Origin of the sequence: Fulvimonas yonginensis (assembly GCF_037137055.1) — a bacterium.
In the GTDB taxonomy this organism is placed as follows: Bacteria; Pseudomonadota; Gammaproteobacteria; order Xanthomonadales; family Rhodanobacteraceae; genus Frateuria_A; species Frateuria_A yonginensis.
In genome coordinates this window covers 647366-664738 of the sequence record NZ_JBBBNY010000001.1, presented here as the reverse complement: position 1 = coordinate 664738, position 17373 = coordinate 647366, and the positions used below count along the sequence as shown (strand labels likewise).

The following is a 17373-nucleotide window of genomic DNA, read 5'->3' as shown; positions in this document are numbered from 1 at the left end:
GAGGGGAGGCCCATGGATCAGGAGGCGACACGGACTTTGGCTCCCTCGACCAGCAGCATCTGGCCCTCGGTCACCACCCGCTCGCCGGCCTGCAGGCCCTTGTCGATGACCTGCCGGCCCGCCGCCACCGGCCCAGGCGTCACGTAGCGCTGCTCCACCTTGCCGTCCGGCCCGACCACGAACACGAAGCTGCCGCGCGAGGAGCTCTGCATGGCGACCACCGGCACGGTCACCGCGTCGGCGATGCGCGTGGTCGGCAGGGTCACCTGCACGAACTGGCCGGGGGTCAGCCGCAGGTCCGGGTTGTCGAAGCGTGCCTTGAGCAGGATCGTGCCGGTCGCGGGGTCGACCGCGTTGTCGACGAACTCGAGCGTGCCGGCCAGGGGCGCTCCAACGTCGTTGCCCGGCAGCGTGGCGCGCACCTGCACCGGGCCGCGGGCCAGCGCCTCGCGCACCGCGCCGAGGCTGGCCTCGGGCAGGCTGAAGGCGACCCGGATCGGTTGCACCTGGTTGAGCACGACGATGTCGGTGGCCTGCGCGCCCACCTGCGCGCCGGGCCATACCAGCGGCGCGCCGGTGACGCCGTCGAACGGCGCCACGATGCGTGCGTAGTCCAGCTGGGTCTGCGCCAGCTCCTGCGCCGCGCGGTCGCTCTGCAGCGCCGCCTGCGCCACGGCCAGGTTGGCCTGATAGGTGTCGAAATCGGCCCGGGAGACGTAGCCCTTGGCAAGCATGTCGGCATAGCGCCTGCGGTCGGCCTGGGCCTTCTGCAGTTGCGCCTGGTCGCGCGCGACGGCACCGCGGGCCTGGTCGAGCTGCGCCTGGAGCAGGCGCGTGTCGAGCTGCGCCAGCAGCTGGCCCTTCCTGACCCGGCTGCCGGGCTCGAACGCCAGCGACTCCAGTTGCCCGGACACCTGCGCGCGCACGGTGACGGTGGACCAGGCCTCCGCCCGGCCGACGAGCCGCAAGGTCAGGTCCAGCGGCCCGCGCTTCGCCACCGCCACCCGGACCGGCACCGGGTCGCCGCTTCCGGCACCCGTCGCCGGCGCCGGCCGCGGATGCCAGGCCAGCCGGGCACCGACGGCGACCAGGACGAGGATGGCGAGCAGGAGGACGATTTTCTTCGGGGACATGCCGGTCGATCCAGGGAGCCATGGCACCGGCAGCGGGCGGCGCGGACGGCCGGCGAACATGCCACAACGCGGTAGCCTGCCGGAGGTTTACCCGTCGTGACCATTTTCCGTTGCTCCCGGCGCCTGGCCCACTGCCATACGGCAGGGGTCGCTACTCCGGCTCGGCCTCGTGCTGGTCGAGCGCCTGCAGGTTGTCCTTGATCCGGCCGATCACGGCCAGCGCCTGCGCCAGCTCCTCCGCGGAGATGCCCACGGTGGCGTCCTTGCGCAGGCCCCGGCCGATCTCCTGCATGTCGTCGATCACTGCGCGCGCACGCGGCATCAGGTGCAATCGCCAGGCCCGACGGTCCTTGGGGTCCGGGCGACGCTCGACGAAGCCGGCGGCCTGCAGGCGGTCGATCACGCGGCCGACGGCGATCGGCTCCATTTCCAGCAGCTCCGCCAGTTCGGTCTGGCGCAGGGCCTCCTGGCGGTGGTGCAGCATCTTGATCGCCCGCCACTGCGCGCGGGTCAGCCCGAAGCGCACGGCGCGGCGGTCGAAGTGCTTGCGGAAGAGCAAGGTCACGTCGCTCAGCAGGTAACCGAAGGGAATGTCTTCCGGCTTCACAGTTGCGTCTCTCCGTCCCGATGCCCAAGGATAAAGCGCCGTCGGCGCGAAACCCACACGCCATGTCCATCACGCTGCTCACCGCCGACCTCACCACACTGGCCGTCGATGCCGTCGTCAATGCCGCCAACCACACCCTGCTCGGCGGCGGCGGGGTCGACGGCGCCATCCACCGGGGCGCCGGCGCGCGCCTGCTGGAGGCCTGCCGGGCACTGCCCGAAGTCGCGCCCGGCGTGCGTTGCCCCACCGGCGAAGCGCGCATCACGCCCGGCTTCGACCTGCCGGCCCGCCACGTGATCCACACGGTAGGCCCGGTCTGGCGCGGGGGCGAGCACGGCGAGCCGGCGCAGCTTGCCGCCTGCTACCGCAACGCCCTGCAGCTGGCGTACGAGCACCGGCTGCGCTCGATCGCCTTCCCGGCGATCAGCTGCGGCGCCTACGGCTATCCGCCCGAACTGGCCGCCGAAGCCGCCTGCCGCAGCCTGCGCCGGACCCTGGCCGAGGCGCCCGAGCCCACCGACGTGCACCTGTGCTTCGTTTCGCCGGCGATGACCGCGCTCTGGCAGCGCGTGTTCAGCGCAGCTTGAACGGGTAGAGCGGCGGCAGCGGCGGGTCGCCCGGGTCTTCCCCCGCCCGCCAGCGGAAGCCCTCGCGGAAGGCGTCCGCGAGATCCGGCTGCGCCTCGCCGGGCTGGCCGGCGAAGCGGCGGCGTTGCAGGCGCTCGATCGCCTCGCACTGCACCGGCGAATCCAGCGCTTCGGCCAGGGCCCCCAGCGTGGAGAGACCGGGCCGCTCCGCGCGTGCCCAGGCCAGCAGGGACTGCGCCTGCGCCGTCGCGTCCCCGCCACGGGCGGCGGCGAGGAAGGCGGCACGCAGGCTGCGCGTGGAAGGCGCCGCCTCCCCGACCGGCGCCGCGCGCCGGCGCCGCCACAGCCACCCGCCGAGCAGGCCGAGCGCGCCGCCGGCGAGCACCAGCGTGATCACCAGCAGCACGACCTCGCGCCAGGCCGGCACCGGCGCGGCGACGGGCGCGCGCGCGGATGCCGCCGCGGCCGGCGGCGCCACGGGTGCTGCGGCGTCCGTCGTGGCGGAAGGCAGCACCGCCAGCGTGTGCGCGGGTATCCGGGCCACTTCGGCCTGCCCGCTCTGCACGTTCCACCACTTCAGCGTGACGGCCGGGATCACCAGCGTACCGGGCCGGTCGGGCACCACGGCGAAGTCCTGCTGGCGGCGCCCGGTCAGCCAGCGGCCGTCGTTGCGCGTGCTGGTCACCGGCTTGTCCGGATAGACCGTGGCGCCGTCCAGGCGCGGCAGGCTGAGCGCAGGCAGCGCCTCGTACGGCAAGCCGGTCGCCTGCACGGCCATGGTCAGCTGCAGCGGCTGGCCCACCCGCAGCCTGCCGTCGGCCGGCAGGCCCTCGAGCGTGAGATCCAGCGCGCGCGCAGGCAGCCAGGCGCTGCTGCCCCAGCCGGGCGGAACCGGCTGCACGTCCAGGGTCACCGGCGGAGAGGCCGCGGTGGTCGGCGAGCCCATGGCGAAGAAGCTGTCCGGGTCGGTGGGGTCGAGCAGCTCGCCCTCGAATTGCAGTGGCGGCAGGGTCACCTTGCCGGCGCGCTGCGGGATCACCGCGTAGCGCCGCTCGATCACGTGGTAGGCGCGGCCACCACGGATGGCCTCGTAGTCCAGGTCGTTGCCCAGGCGGCGGGCGTCGATGCCGGGCAGTTGCGGGTCCTCGAGCGAGCCGCGGCTGAGGCTGCCGGCGAAGTACAGCCGCACGGTGAACAGCAGCTGCTGCCCCACGCGCACCTGCGTCGGCTCGGCCGTGGCCTCCAGGAACACGTCCTTGCCGGTGTCGGCGGCCGCCGAGGGGTCGGGCGGGACCACGGTGAGGGTGAGCGGGCGGGTGCGCCCGCCGGCGAAATCCAGGGCGGGAATGCTCAGCCGGCCGACGTGCTTGGGGCGCAGGGCCACGCCGTAGATGAACTGCACGCTGCGCCGGCCGTCGACGATGCTCACGCTGGTGTTGCTGGAGCTGCCCAGCACGTCGAAGTCGCCCGCAAGCGCGCCGAGGTCGGGCGGCGCGCCGCCCGTGCTGCCGTCGGCGCGCAGGTTGAGCGTGACGGTTTCGCCCAGCTGCACCTGGCTGCGGTCGAGCGAGGCGCTGACATGGGCCGCGCCGGCCAGCACGGGCAGGCTCAGCAGTACGAGCCACAGGCCCAGCCACGACAGGCGCTTCACGGCAGGTCCTCCCCGGAGGGCGCCGTGCCGTGGCGCTGGCGGTACTCCAGCTCGAACTTGCGCCGCAGCAGCGCGCCGGGGTCGTCGGGCACGCGCTGCAGCGCCTGGCGCAGCTCAGCCGGCAGGCGCGCCTGCGGGTCGTCCTGGTCGAGCGCACCGAGCTGGTGCTCCTGGTTCGGCTCGCCGGTCTGGCCCGGCTGGCCGAGCGCGCGATCCATCTGCCGCTTGAGCGCCTCGCCTGCCTGCGCGGCGCGCGCCCGCTGCTCGGCCTGCTGTTCGGGCGTCAACGGACGGCTCTGCGCTTCGCCCTGGGAGGGCTTGCCCTGTGCGCCGTTGCGCGACGCGCCGGCCTGCTCGCCCGGACGCTGCGTGCCCTGGCCTTGCCGGCCCTGCCTGTCCTGCCGACCCTCGTTCTGCTGGCCGCGGCGATTGCCTTGGCTGTCGCGCTTGTGCTGTTCGTCGCCCTGTCCCTGCTGTGACTTCGAGGCGCCGTTGTCCTGCGTGTTGCCTGCGTCACCCGGGTTGTCCTGCGGTGGCGGCTGCCGGCGCAGCCAGTCTTCCACCGCCTTGCGGTTGGCCAGCGCGTCGGCGTTGTGCGGATCGAGGGCAAGCGCGCGGTCGTAGGCGGCCAGGGCCTCCTGGTAGTGCCCCGCCTTGGCCAGCGCGTTGCCGAGGTTGTATTGCGCGTCGGTGGTCCGGATCGGCTGCAGGTCGCGGGCTGCCGCTGCGTAGTCGCCGGCGCGATAGGCGGCCGCGCCACGCAGCGCCGGATCGCGGGCGAGCGCGCGGGCCTGCTGCGGGTGCCCCTCGCGCAGTGCCCGTGCGGCCTGCTGGTCGCGGCGCAGCCACAGGTCCTGCCAGGTGGACGCCCGCGCCGGCGTGGGCAGCAGCGCCGGCAGCAGCACCAACGGCAGCAGCACCAGCCAGCCGCGGCGGAACGCGAGTGCGAACAGCGGCAGCAACGGCAGCAGCAGCCAGGGGCCGCGGTCCTCCCACTGTGCGCTGGCCTGGCCGGTGGCCAGCTGCACCTCGCCGTCGTGCAGCAGGGCATGCAGGGCGTCGACGTCGGCGTGGTCATCGCGGATCGGCACGTAGCGTCCGCCGCCGGCGGCCGCCAGCGCGGTCAGCGCGCGGTCGTCGCGTCCGGCCATCACCACCTTGCCGTGCGCATCCTGCAGGAAGCCGCCGTCGTCGAGCGGCACCGGCCCGCCCTGCGGCGTGCCCACGCCGAGCACCGACACCCGTACCCCCTGCGCACGCGCCTGGCGCGCGGCATCCACGGCGCCGGCGTCGGCCTGGTCGGTGACCAGCACCAGCGAGCCGCCGCCCACCCTGGCGTCGCGGATCAAGGCTGTGCCACGCGCAATGGCAGCGGCCGCGTCGTCGCCGTCGACCGGCATGGTGTCGGGTGCGAGCGCGTCGAGCAGATCGTCCAGGCTGTTCGCGTCCGAGGTCAGTGGCGCCACGACGAAGGCCTCGCCGGCGTAGGCGACCAGGCCGTTGAGGCCGTCACGGTTGGCCGCGAACAGATCGCGGGCCTTGTAGCGCGCGCGGTCGAGCCGGCTGGGCGCCATGTCGCGCACGAGCATGTGCCGCGACAGCGAGATCGCCACCACCTGCGCAGCGCGGTCGGCGTACAGCGGCTGCGGCAGGCGGCTCCAGCTCGGCCCGGCCAGGGCCAGCGCGGCCAGCACCCAGCCGGCGCCCAGCAACCCTACCGGCACCCGGCGTCGGTAGGCACGGCCGTAGAGCAGATGCGGCAGCAGCACCGCGTCGACCAGCCGCTCCAGCTCGGCCCGCGCGCCCTGCCCGCGCGCCGCCAGCCAGGCCGGCAGGGGCAAGGCCAGCAACAGCAGCAGCCAGGCCGGCCGCAGGAAATGGAACTGGTGCAGCGCTTCGCTCATGCGGCGCGCTCCCGCAGCCGGCCCGCGCGATCCACCAGTGCGAGCAGCAGCAACAGCATCGCCGCGGCCAGCGGCCAGCGGAACAGCTCGTGCCGCGGACGCAACGCGGGACCGTGCTGGGGCATCGGCTCCAGCGCGTCGATGGCGCGGTAGGCCGCGGCCAGCTCGTGCGTGTCGGTGGCGCGGAAGAAACGGCCGCCGGTCTCGTTGGCGATGCGCGTCAGCATGGCTTCGTCCAGGTCGGCGGACGGGTTCACCAGGCGCATGCCGAAGAAATCCGGCACGCGCATCTGGGTGGCGCCGATGCCGATCGTGTAGATGCGCACACCGGCCGCCCGGGCCGCGGCGGCGGCCTGCTCGGGCGCGATGTTGCCGGCGTTGTTGACGCCGTCGGTGAGCAGCACCAGCACGCGGGCCTGCTGCGGCAGGCCGGCCAGCCGCTTGACCGCCACGGCGATGGCGTCGCCGATCGCCGTCTCGGTACCGGCCAACCCGACGGCCGCGCCCTGCAGCTGCGCGCGCACCGCGTCGAGGTCGTAGGTCAGCGGCGTGACCAGGAAGGCCCGGCTGCCGAACATCACCAGGCCCAGCTCGTCTCCGCCGCGGCGCGCGATGAAGTCGCTGGCGATCGCCTCCACCGCCTCGAAGCGGCTGACCGCCTGGCCGGCCAGTTGCATGTCGTCGGTCCGCATGCTGCCGGACAGGTCGATCGCCAGCAGCATCGCCCGGCCGCTGCGCTGCTGCGCCTGCGGCGGGCCGACCCATTGCGGCCGCGCCGCCGCGAGCAGCAGGCACAGCCAGGCCAGGGCGAGCCACCAGGCGGCGGCGCTGCGCCCGGGCCGGCGCTCCAGCGCGTCCAGCGTCAGTCCCGGGTGCGGCAGGTGCAGCGCCTGGCCGGGCGCGAGCGGGCGCAGCCAGCGCTGCAGCAACCACGGCAACGGCAGCAGCAGGGCCACCCAGGGCCAGGCGAAATGGGGCCAGGCGTCAGGCATGCCCAGCCTCCTGCCGGCGGCGCGCGAGCGCCGCGCTCACCCAGCGCGCGGTCGCCGCCAGCGCGGCCTGCGTGTCGTAGCGCTGCGGGCGGTAGATCGCCTCGTCCAGCGCTTCCAGCTGTGCCAGCGTGGCCGGATCGACCGGCACCTGCGCCAGCGTGCGGTGCCAGGCCGCCCCGCGCGCCTGCGCGGCGGCCGGATCCCAGCGTCGCGCCACCCGGCGCAGCAGCTGGTGCAGCCCGGCCGCGAGCTGGGCGGCGTCGCCGTCGCGGGCGTGGCGCGCAGCGAGCGCATCCAGCTCGGCGAGGATGCGCGCACGCTGGCGCCGCCGCTGGCGCCAACGGCGGACGAGCACGCAGCCGGCCACGGCGAGCAGCAGCACGAGGACGGCGAGCAGCCACCAGCCCGGCGCCGGCGGCCACCAGGACGGCGGCGGCGGCAGGTGGATGTCGCGCAGCGCGGGGCCGGCAGGGTCGGTGGGCGGGGCGGGGATCATCGTGCCCCCAGCAATTGCACCACCGGGTCGGTGGGGTCGGCGCTGGTGTCGATCTCGCGCCAGCGCAAGCCCAGCGCCTGTGCGAGACCGCTCAGGCGCGCCGGGCCGGCGCCCAGCGCCTGCTGGAACTCGGCACGCCGGCGCGCGCCGTGCAGATCGACCTCGCGGCGCTGCCCGGCGTGCTCCAGCGGATAGCGCCCGGGCGGCGGCGGGGCCAGCTCCAGCGCGTCGGCGACCACCAGCACGGCGAGCGAGGCCCGCGGCATCACGTCACGCAGGCGGGCGCGGGCGGACGCATCGCAGCTTACGCCGTCGCTCACCAGCAACACGCGGCTGGCGCCGTGCAGCAGGCGCCCGGCGCGGGCCAGCGCATCGGACAAGGACTCTTCCTCGCCGCCCACGGCCGCGTCCCAGTGCGCCAGCGCGCCGCACAACGCGGTGGCGCCGTGCACGCCGCCCCGGGGCCGCAGCAGGTGCCTGCTCGCGCCGAACGCCAGCGCACCGACGCGCTCGCCGGCGCGTGCGGCGTACCACCCCGCCAGCGCGGCGGCGCGCGCCGCCTGCACCGACTTGAAGCGCGCGCGCGTACCGAAGCGCATGCTGGCGTTGGTATCCAGCAGGATCAGCAGGCGGCCTTCGCGCTCCTCCTGGAACAGCTTGGTGTGCAGCTCGCCGCTGCGCGCGGTGAGGCGCCAGTCGAGCCGGCGCACGTCGTCGCCGGGCTGGTAGACGCGCGACTCGGCGTAGTCCATGCCGCGGCCGTACAGGCGGCTCGCCTGCGGCCCGGCGGGCGCGGCACGGCTGTCCTGGCGCGGTGGACGGACCCGCGCGATGCGCCCGCGCAGCGCGAGCAGTTCGGCGAGCGAGACGCGGACGCGGCCGTCGCCGTCGGGGCGGGTCGGCAGGGCGAGGCTCACGGCAGCGGCACGAGATCCAGCAGGCGGTCGATCACCTGGTCGCTGCGCAGACCCTCGGCTTCGGCCTCGTAACTGAGCAGCACGCGGTGGCGCAGCACTTCGTGCGCGATGCCGTGCACGTCCTCGGGCAGCACGTAATCGCGCCCGGCCAGCCAGGCATGCGCGCGGGCGCAGCGATCCAGCGCGATGGTCGCGCGCGGGCTCGCGCCCCAGGCGATCCAGCGCTTGAGCTCCTGCCCGTAGCGGCCGGCGTCGCGCGAGGCGAGCACCAGCTGCGCGATGTATTCCTCCAGCGCCGCGGCCATGTGCACTTCGAGCGCCGCGTGGCGCGCGGCGAACACGTCGGCCTGGGTAAGCACGGCGCGTGGCGGTGCGGCCGGGTGCAGGCTGCGGCGCGCCTGCTCGCGGGCGAGCTTGAGGATGGCGAGCTCGGAAGCCGCATCGGGGTAGCCGATGGTCACGTGCATCACGAAGCGATCGAGCTGCGCCTCGGGCAGGGCGAAGGTGCCTTCCTGCTCGATCGGGTTCTGCGTGGCCATCACCAGGAACAGGTCGGGCAGCCGCCAGGTGCTGCGGCCCACGGTGATCTGGCGCTCGGCCATCGCCTCCAGCAGCGCCGACTGCACCTTGGCCGGGGCGCGGTTGATCTCGTCGGCCAGCACGATGTTGTGGAACAGCGGCCCCCGCTCGAACTCGAAGCTGCCGGTCTGCGGGCGGAACACGTCGGTGCCGGTGAGGTCGGCCGGCAGCAGGTCCGGCGTGAACTGCACGCGGTGGAAATCCGCCTCGATGCGTGCGGCCAGCGCCTTGACGGCGGTGGTCTTGGCCAGGCCCGGCGCGCCCTCGACCAGCAGGTGCCCGTCCGCCAGCAGGGCGACCAGCAGGCAGTCGATCAGGTGCGGCTGGCCGATGACCTCGCGCTGCAGCTCTTCGCGCAGGTGCATGAAGGCCTGCTGCAGGCGGTTCGGCGTGGCGGTTTGCGGCATGTCCATCGAAGGTCCCGGCGTACGAACGTGATGTTGACCACGGTAGTCGCGGGAAGTTTAGTCGCGCTTGCGCGCTTCCCATGCAGGACCTTCGGCACGCGCAAAAAAAAGGGGGCGGCCCTGGCCGCCCCTTTTCGCCACGTCGCAACGGCGCGGCTACTGCAGCGTGTCGCTCAGGATCCGCGGCGTCACGAAGATCAGCAGCTCGGCCTTGTTGTTCGATCGGGCCGTCTTGCGGAACAGCACGCCCAGGCCCGGGATGTCGCCGAGGCCCGGCACCTTGGTGATGGTGTTGGCCTTGGTGATCTCGTAGATGCCGCCCAGCACCACCGTCTGGCCGTTGTCGACCAGCACCGAGGTGTTGATCTCGCGGGTGTCGATCTGCGGCACCTGGCCGCTGCCGGGCGCATCGATGAACTTGGCCAGCGCGTCCTTCTTGACGTTGATCTTCAGGTACACGCGGCTGTCGGCGGTGATCGTCGGGGTCACGCGCAGTTCCAGCACCGCGTCCTTGAACTGCACCGTGGCGGTACCGCTGCCGGCCGCGCCGGTGGCGCTGTTCTGGTAGGTCACGTAGCCGATCTGCTGGCCCTGGCGGATGACCGCTTCCTGCTGGTTGGCAGTGATCACGCGCGGGCTGGAGATGACCTCGCCGCGTCCCTCGGTCTGCGCCGCGGACAGTTCGAGATCGACCAGGTAGTTCGCGCCCAGGATGGCCAGGCCGAAGCTGCCCGCCGGTGCGGAAGCCGGCAGGTTGACGTTGAAGCCGCCGGCACCGGTCTGGTAGGTGATCTCGCCCGGGGTACCGGTGGTCGCGCCCTGGACCTGTGCGTTGTGCGTGTCGATGCCCAGCGTGGCCGCGTTGGTGGCGTTGGCGCCGGTGCTGATCACGTGACCACTGGAGGTGGTGTGGGTCGCCTGCACGCCCCACTTCACGCCCAGTTCGCGGGTGAAGTCATCGGTGGCGACCACGATGCGCGACTCGATCAGCACCTGCTGCACCGGGCGGTCGAGCACCGCGATCAGCGCACGCAGTTCCTTGATCTTGTCCGGCGTGTCGTTGAGCAGCAGCGTGTTGGTGCGCTCGTCGAACGAGACGCTGCCGCGGGTCGACAGGAAGCCGTGGCTGCCGTTGCTCGTGCCGCCGCCGCTCTTGCTGCCCGAGGTCAGCAGCTGCGCGATCTCCGACGCCTTGCCGTAGCTGATCGGCACGTAGTCGGTCACCAGTTCGGCGTTGTCCTCGGCCTTGAGCCGCGCCTCGGCGAGGTTCTGCTCGTAGCTGGCCAGTTCCTGCTGCGGCGCGATCCAGATGACGTTGCCGTTGCGGCGCTTGTCCAGGCCCTTGGCGCGCAGCACCACGTCCAGCGCCTGGTCCCACGGCACGTTGACCAGCCGCAGGGTGACGCTGCCACCGACGCTGTCGGAGGCCACCAGGTTGAGCCCGGAGATATCGGCCAGCAACTGCAGCGCCGAACGCACCGGGATGTCCTGGAAATTGAAGGTGACGCGGTTGCCGGTGTAGACCGGCTCCTGGCCCTTGGCCAGGCGGCCGTCGGTCGCGGCGGCACCCTTCTTGGGGGCCACTTCCACCACGAACTGGTTGGCCGTCTGGTAGGAGGAGGTCTCCACATTGCCCTTGACGGCGATGTCCATGCGCGCGCCGCCGCCCATCTCGGCATGGCTGGCGATCGACTGCACCGGCGTGGCGAAGTCGAGCACGTCGAGCCGCTGCGCCTGTTCGGCGGGCAGCTTCACGTGGTTCATCTTCACGATCAGCTGGTCGCCCTCGCGATGCATGTCCACGTCCGCGCCGGGGCCGCTGAAGTTCACCAGCACGCGGCCTTCGCCGTTCGGGCCACGGCGGAAGTCGATGCCGGATACGGTCGGGCCGTTCATGGTCGACGGCAGCGTCTTGGTCGGGTCGATCGTGGCGGCGCTGGTGACGTTCTGCGCCTCGGCACCGTTGTTGACGGTGAGCACCAGGTCGTTGCCCTGCACGCGCGAGCGGTAGGTGGATGCCCGCATCAGCTCGACCACGACGCGGGTGCGCCCGCCGGCGGAGACCGCGGACACGCCCGAGGTCGAGCCCTTGCCGATGTCGATGTGGCGCGGCGCGGTGTTGTCGGTGTCGGCGAAGTCCACCGCGATGCGCGGCGGCTCGTCGGTGGTGAAGATGCGCGGCTGCGGCGGCGGGCCGCCGGCGAAGTTCAGGTGCAGTTCGACCCGCCCGCCGGGCAGGGTGTCGTAGCTGATCCCCTTCAGCGTGCTGGTGGCGGCTGCGGCGTCGCCCGCCCATGCGGCGGCGACGGCCAGCAGGCCCATCGTCAGACAGCGGCTCGCTCGGCGCATGACTCGGCCCCGGACAGGTTGGATGTGGTTGCTCATTGCGTCAGCCCCTGTATTCATTTCTCGCCGAGCCCGATGCTGGCCGAACGTTCCATCCAGCCGCCGTTGCCGTTGGAAACCAGCTCGACCAGGTCGATGTGGTCTTCCGCGATGTCGATGACCCGGCCATAGTTCTGCCCCATGTATTCGTTGCGGTGGACGCGGTGGATCACTCCGCCCGGGTCCTTCACCAGCGCCTCCATGCCCGCGCCGGAACCCACCGTGCCGACCATCTTCAGGCTGTCGAGCGCGAACATCTCCAGGGGCTGCTTGGGCCGGTTCTCGTCCGGTCGAGGACCGCTGGTGGCAGCGGTCGGCTGCAACTCGGCGGTACTCGCGCTGAACGGATCACGCTTGCCTTCGTCGGTGTACTGGAACGTCTCGAAGGTCTTGATGACCGGCAGCGGAGGAATCGGCGCACCCTTCTTGGCCTTCTCCTGCGCCACCCAGTCGCGCAGGTCGGACATGCCGCGGGTGCAGCCGGCCAGCACCACCAGCGCGGCGAGGATCAGCAGCATCCGCGCCACGCGGGCAAACCTGGTATCGAGCCTGCTCATCGGCGCCCCCCTGCCTTGGCCGGAGCCTTCTTGGCATCGGCGCTTTCTTCGTCTTCCAGGTAGCGGTAGGTCTTGACCGTACCCTCCAGCACGAGCTTGCCGCCGGCCGGCGGCTCGCCGTTCGGACCGATCGGCAGCTGCGTGGTCAACGAGACGTCGTGCATGGTGAGGATCACCACCCGCGGCAGCGAGGCCACGCCGCTGATGAAATTGCCGAACTGGTGGTAGGTGCCCACCATCTTCAGCCGGATCGGCTCCTCGGCGTAGAAATCCTTCGGCTGCTCGCTCTGCGGATCGAACAGCTCGATTTCGAGACCGGCCGAGAGCGCGGTCTGCGAGATGTCGACCAGCAGTTCGGGCATCTCGGTCTTGCTGGGCAGCTGGCGCAGCAACTGGCGCAGCATGTCCTGCATCTCGTCGAGCTGCTGCTGCAGGGCCTCCAGGTTGACCGACTTGGCCTGCTTCTGGGCGAACTCCTGCTTGAGTGTCTCTTCCTTGGAGGCCAGCTGGTCGAGGGAATCCTGCTGGTCGCTGATGTAGAAGTACCAGCCGAGCAGCATCACCACCAGGAACACCAGCGTGGTGAAGAACCATTTGACCGACTTCGACCAGGCACCGATGTTGTTGCGGTCGAGGTTGCGCAGTTCGTCGAAGAACTTCATTTGGCGGCCCCTCCGCTGACGGCCCCGGCCGTCGATGCCGCGGCTGCGGCACCACCACCCTGCAGCAGCACCGGCGTCTTGCTGGCCTCCTCGAGGCTCGGTCGGGTGAGCTTCACGCCGAGGCCGAAGGTATAGGGCATGCGTCCACCCGGATACTTGTTCTCGGTCTTGTCCAGGTCCGCCCCGCCCATCCACGGCGACGCGTCCAGGTTGCGCATGTACTCGGCCACGCTGGCGTTGGATTGCGCCACGCCGGAGAGCACCATGTCGTCGCCCTTCTGCTTCATGCTGGTCAGGCGGACACTGGTGGGGATGGTCTTCACCATCTCGTCGAACAGATGGACCATCTGCGAGCGGTTGGCCTGCAGCTGCTCGATGATTTCCTTGCGCGCGAGCAGGCGCTGGCGGACGCGGTCCAGGTCCTTTATCTTGGCGATGCGCTCGTCCAGTTGCTTGATCTCGCCCTGCAGATAGGCGTTGCGCTCGTTCTGGTTGTCGATGCGCAGGTTCATCCAGAACACCCACAGCAGCATCACCAGCAGGCCGGCCACGAACGCCGCGCCGAGCTGCATGAAGAATTCCCGCTCGCGCTGCTTGCGGCGCTCGGCGCGCCAGGGAAGTAGGTTGATGTGTGCCATCAGTCGAAGCTCCTCAGCGCGAGGCCGACGGCGATCATCAGCGCCGGGGCGTCCTGCGCCAGCGACTGCGCCTGCACCTTGGGCGACAGCGACATGCGCGCCAACGGGTTGGCCACCATGCATGGCACGCCCAGCTGTTCTTCGAGCATCGGGCACAGTCCCTCGATCGCCGCGCAACCGCCGGCCAGCACCACCTGGTCGACCTTGCTGTACTCGCTGCCGGCGAAGAAGAACTGCAGCAGGCGGCTGATCTGCTGGACCAGCGCCTCCTTGAACGGCTCCAGCGCCTCGGTCTCGTAGGACTCCGGCAGCCCGCCCTTGCGCTTGGCGCGGCCGGCCTCCTCGTAGGAGAGGCCGTAGCGGCGCATGATCTCGTCGGTGAGCTGCTTGCCGCCGAACACCTGTTCGCGCGAATAGATGGTGCGCTGGTTGCGCAGCACCGACAGGGTGGTCATGGTGGCGCCGATGTCGACCAGGGCGACCAGCGCGTCGCGGCCCACGTTGAGCTGGTCGGCCAGCATCGCGAAGGCGTTCTCCATCGCGAAGGCCTCCACGTCGACCACCTGGGCGGTCAGCCCGCCGAGGTCCAGCGCGGCCACGCGCATGTCCACGTTCTCCGTGCGCGAGGCGGCCAGCAGCACGTTGTTCATGTCGGGGTTGTCGCGCACCGGCCCGAGCACCTCGAAGTCCAGGCTGACTTCGTCGATCGGGTACGGGATGTACTGGTTCGCCTCGACCTGGATCTGGCCTTCGAGGTCGTCGTCGGAAAGGTCGGCCGGCATCGGCACGATACGGGTGATCACCGCCGACCCGGCCACCGCCGCCGCGGCATGCTTGAGCTTGGAGCCCGAGCGCGCCAGGGCGCGCCGGATCGCCTCGCCCACTGCCTCGATCTCGACGATGTTCTTCTCCACCACCGCGTTGGGGGGCAGCGGCTCGACCGCGTAGTGCTCCACGCGGTAGCGTCCGCCGGCTTGGCTCAGCTGCAGCAGCTTGACGGCAGTCGAACTGATGTCGACGCCGATCAGCGGCGGCTTCTTGGGTGTAAACAGACCCACGATTTTCCCCCTTGCCCCTGGCGCCCGGGCCGGAATCCGGCGGATACGCGAGGGCATTAGATCCAAAATTTAACGCAATGGCAACGGCCTACGCGAACTTTCTCGACAGAATGGCGTGATGGCCTGCACATTTGGTTCACGCCGTCCGGGATGCCGGTTTTCGCGACCCAGCCCCGGTTCGGACGGGTGGTCGATACTGCAACATCTATACTTCGACGTGTTTTGACTTGAGTCTCGCTCTTCCACACCATGCAAATTTTTAAGCGTCTGCTGCGCTGGGCCCTGGTCCTGGCCTTCTGTGGCCTCGTGCTCGCCGCCGCCGCCATCGGCGTCGCCTACTGGCTGATCGCCCCCCGTCTGCCCTCGGTGGCGGTGCTCAAGGACTATCACATGCAGGTGCCGCTGCGCGTGCTGAGCGCGGACGGCAAGCTGATCGCCACCTTCGGCGAGACCCGCCGCATCCCGGTGGACATCGCCCACGTGCCGGACCGCCTCAAGCACGCCGTGCTCTCGGCCGAGGACGCCGACTTCTACAACCACCCGGGCGTGGACTGGCACGGCATCGTGCGTGCCGGCTGGCACGTGATCATCTCCGGCGGCGACAAGGGCCCGGGCGGCTCGACCATCACCCAGCAGGTGGCGCGCAACTTCTTCCTCAGCCCCGAAAAGCTCTATTCGCGCAAGCTCACCGAGATCTTCATCGCCCTGCGCATGGAGAACGAGCTGACCAAGGACCAGATCCTGGAGCTCTATCTCAACAAGATGTTCCTCGGCCACCGCTCCTACGGCGTGGCTGCCGCGGCCGAGTACTACTACGGCAAGACGCTCGACCAGCTGACCATCGCCGAGTGCGCCACCATTGCCTCGACCTTCCAGCTGCCCTCGCTGGTCAATCCGATCAACAATCCCAGGCGCATGCTGGCGCGGCGCAACTGGGTGCTGGGCCAGATGCTCGAGCACCGCTACATCAGCAAGGCCGAGTACGAGCAGGCGATCCGCGAGCCCAACAACGCCTTCCCCCACGAGCAGCCGATCGAGGTGGACGCCCCCTACCTGGCCGAAATGGTCCGCCTGCAGGCGCTGGACCGCCTCGGCAACGATGCCCTGACCGAGGGCTACGTGGTCCGCACCACCGTGCGCAGCGATCGCCAGCAGGCCGCGGTGAAGGCCGTGCGCGCGGGCCTGGTCGCCTATGACCGGCGCCACGGCTGGCGCGGCCCGGAGGCCCACCAGGAACTGCCGGCGAATGCCGCCAACGAGGACCTCGACCGCCTGCTCACCGGCTACACCGACATCGCCGGGATGCAGCCGGCGATCGTCACGACTGCCGACGCGACGCAGGCGACGCTCTACCTGGCCAGCCGCCAGACCGTCACGCTGGACCTGGCCGCGGTGGCGTGGGCCCGCCCGTACCGCGACGAGAGCCACGTCGGGGCGGCGCCCAAGAGCGTGGACGCCGTGCTCAAGCGCGGCGACATCGTGCGCGTGGCGCGCAACGACAAGGGCGACTGGGAACTGGCGCAGCTGCCGCGGGTGCAGGGTGCGCTGGTCTCGCTCGACCCGGAGGACGGCTCGGTCCAGGCCCTGGTCGGCGGATTCAACTTCCTGCGCAGCAAGTTCAACCGCGCGGTGATGGCGGCCCGCCAGCCGGGCTCGAGCTTCAAGCCCTACCTGTACTCGGCAGCGTTCGAGCGCGGCTTCACGCCGGCCTCGATCGTCAACGACGCCCCGCTCGCCCTGCCCGACCCGTCCCGCCCCAACGGGCTGTGGACGCCGGAAAACGACGACGGCAAGTTCGACGGTCCGATGCGCCTGCGCGAGGCGCTGGTGCAATCGAAGAACCTGGTGTCGGTGCGCCTGCTCGACGCGATCGGCGTGCGCTTCGCCCGCGACTACATCACCCGTTTCGGCTTTCCGCTCGATGCCTTGCCGAACAACCTGTCGATGGCGCTGGGCACCGCTTCGGTGTCGCCGATGGGGATGGCGCGCGGCTACTCGGTGTTCGCCAACGGCGGCTACCTGGTCACGCCCTACTTCATCAAGGAGATCGACGACCGCGACGGCAAACCGGTGTACGTGGCCGATCCGGTCCGCGCTTGCCGCACCTGCCAGGAACGCCTGCTCGACCCGCGCCCGCCGGGCCCGCCGCCGGCCGACATGAGCAGCCGTCCGGCCAACGCCATCGCACAGCCCGCCGCCGCCAGCAGCCTGGCCAGCGTGGGCGACGCCGCGGTGCTGCCCCCGGACGCGCACAGCGAGGGCGCGCATCCGCCGCTGCTGGCGCCGCAGGTGATCGACGTACGCAACGATTACCTGATCACCTCGCTGATGAAGGACGTGATCCTGCGCGGCACCGGCTACGCCGCAAAGGCGCTGGGCCGTGACGACCTGGCCGGCAAGACCGGGTCGACCAACGACCACCGCGATGCCTGGTTCGTCGGTTTCAACGGCGACCTGACCACCTCGGTGTGGGTCGGTTTCGACGACTTCAGCTCGCTCGGCCGGGCATACGGCGTGGGCGAGTTCGGCGCGCAGGCGGCGCTGCCGATCTGGATGGACTACATGGGCACCGCGCTCAAGGGCATGCCGTCCAACACGCTGCCGATGCCGCCGGGGATCGCCACCGTGCAGATCAACCGCCAGACCGGCCTGCCCACCTCGCCGGACGATCCGAATGCGATGAACGAGATCTTCAAGGTGGAGGACGTCGACCGCCTGCGCGCGCAGGCGGCGCAGCAACAGCAGGAGCAGGACGAGCAGCACCCGTACGATATCTTCTGAGGCGACGCCTTCCTCACGC

At 71.2% G+C, this 17373-nt stretch carries 15 protein-coding genes; 2 read left to right on the top strand and 13 right to left on the bottom strand.

The features are described from left to right. Nucleotides 1-17: 17 nt before the first annotated feature. On the bottom strand, nucleotides 18-1133 hold the full coding sequence (locus WAT24_RS02990; RefSeq protein ID WP_336806333.1) for an efflux RND transporter periplasmic adaptor subunit: 1116 nt from the start codon (nucleotides 1131-1133) through the stop codon (nucleotides 18-20). Between the two features lie 151 nt (nucleotides 1134-1284). Beyond that, nucleotides 1285-1740, bottom strand: coding sequence for a MarR family winged helix-turn-helix transcriptional regulator (locus WAT24_RS02985; RefSeq protein WP_336806332.1), 456 nt, complete (start codon nucleotides 1738-1740; stop codon nucleotides 1285-1287). A gap of 62 nt (nucleotides 1741-1802) precedes the next feature. Here WAT24_RS02985 and WAT24_RS02980 point away from each other — a divergent pair, with 62 nt between their 5' ends. After that, nucleotides 1803-2327 carry an O-acetyl-ADP-ribose deacetylase gene (locus tag WAT24_RS02980; RefSeq protein ID WP_336806331.1) on the top strand — a complete coding sequence of 175 codons (525 nt, stop codon included), beginning with the start codon at nucleotides 1803-1805 and terminating at the stop codon, nucleotides 2325-2327. On the opposite strand, the gene WAT24_RS02975 is transcribed toward WAT24_RS02980, so the two are convergent. From WAT24_RS02975 to WAT24_RS02925, 11 genes are all read right to left on the bottom strand, one after another. After that, the gene (locus tag WAT24_RS02975; protein WP_336806330.1) at nucleotides 2314-3978 is read right to left on the bottom strand and encodes a BatD family protein; all 1665 of its coding nucleotides are present in this window, start codon (nucleotides 3976-3978) and stop codon (nucleotides 2314-2316) included. The genes WAT24_RS02980 and WAT24_RS02975 overlap by 14 nt on opposite strands. Further along, nucleotides 3975-5882 (bottom strand): tetratricopeptide repeat protein, encoded by a 1908-nt coding sequence (locus WAT24_RS02970; protein ID WP_336806329.1) that lies wholly within the window; start codon nucleotides 5880-5882, stop codon nucleotides 3975-3977. The genes WAT24_RS02975 and WAT24_RS02970 overlap by 4 nt, the downstream gene beginning before the upstream one ends. After that, on the bottom strand, nucleotides 5879-6874 hold the full coding sequence (locus tag WAT24_RS02965; RefSeq protein ID WP_336806328.1) for a VWA domain-containing protein: 996 nt from the start codon (nucleotides 6872-6874) through the stop codon (nucleotides 5879-5881). Before WAT24_RS02965 ends, WAT24_RS02970 begins: the two co-directional genes overlap by 4 nt. Beyond that, nucleotides 6867-7370 carry a DUF4381 family protein gene (locus WAT24_RS02960; protein WP_336806327.1) on the bottom strand — a complete coding sequence of 168 codons (504 nt, stop codon included), beginning with the start codon at nucleotides 7368-7370 and terminating at the stop codon, nucleotides 6867-6869. Before WAT24_RS02960 ends, WAT24_RS02965 begins: the two co-directional genes overlap by 8 nt. Beyond that, on the bottom strand, nucleotides 7367-8287 hold the full coding sequence (locus WAT24_RS02955) for a DUF58 domain-containing protein (protein ID WP_336806326.1): 921 nt from the start codon (nucleotides 8285-8287) through the stop codon (nucleotides 7367-7369). Before WAT24_RS02955 ends, WAT24_RS02960 begins: the two co-directional genes overlap by 4 nt. Beyond that, nucleotides 8284-9279, bottom strand: a complete 996-nt coding sequence (locus tag WAT24_RS02950) for an AAA family ATPase (protein ID WP_336806325.1) — start codon at nucleotides 9277-9279, stop codon at nucleotides 8284-8286. The genes WAT24_RS02955 and WAT24_RS02950 overlap by 4 nt, the downstream gene beginning before the upstream one ends. Nucleotides 9280-9429: 150 nt before the next feature. Then, nucleotides 9430-11622 (bottom strand): type IV pilus secretin PilQ, encoded by a 2193-nt coding sequence (locus WAT24_RS02945; RefSeq protein ID WP_336806324.1) that lies wholly within the window; start codon nucleotides 11620-11622, stop codon nucleotides 9430-9432. 53 nt (nucleotides 11623-11675) lie between these two features. Further along, the gene (locus WAT24_RS02940; RefSeq protein WP_336806323.1) at nucleotides 11676-12215 is read right to left on the bottom strand and encodes a pilus assembly protein PilP; all 540 of its coding nucleotides are present in this window, start codon (nucleotides 12213-12215) and stop codon (nucleotides 11676-11678) included. Further along, nucleotides 12212-12877 carry a type IV pilus inner membrane component PilO gene (locus tag WAT24_RS02935; RefSeq protein WP_336806322.1) on the bottom strand — a complete coding sequence of 222 codons (666 nt, stop codon included), beginning with the start codon at nucleotides 12875-12877 and terminating at the stop codon, nucleotides 12212-12214. The genes WAT24_RS02940 and WAT24_RS02935 overlap by 4 nt, the downstream gene beginning before the upstream one ends. Beyond that, complete coding sequence (locus WAT24_RS02930) at nucleotides 12874-13515, bottom strand: PilN domain-containing protein (protein ID WP_336806321.1); 642 nt, start codon at nucleotides 13513-13515, stop codon at nucleotides 12874-12876. The genes WAT24_RS02935 and WAT24_RS02930 overlap by 4 nt, the downstream gene beginning before the upstream one ends. Continuing rightward, on the bottom strand, nucleotides 13515-14573 hold the full coding sequence (locus tag WAT24_RS02925) for a pilus assembly protein PilM (protein ID WP_336806320.1): 1059 nt from the start codon (nucleotides 14571-14573) through the stop codon (nucleotides 13515-13517). Before WAT24_RS02925 ends, WAT24_RS02930 begins: the two co-directional genes overlap by 1 nt. Before the next feature lie 249 nt (nucleotides 14574-14822). On the opposite strand from WAT24_RS02925, the gene WAT24_RS02920 reads away from it, so the two are divergent. Beyond that, nucleotides 14823-17354, top strand: a complete 2532-nt coding sequence (locus tag WAT24_RS02920) for a penicillin-binding protein 1A (protein ID WP_336806319.1) — start codon at nucleotides 14823-14825, stop codon at nucleotides 17352-17354. Nucleotides 17355-17373: the final 19 nt, after the last annotated feature.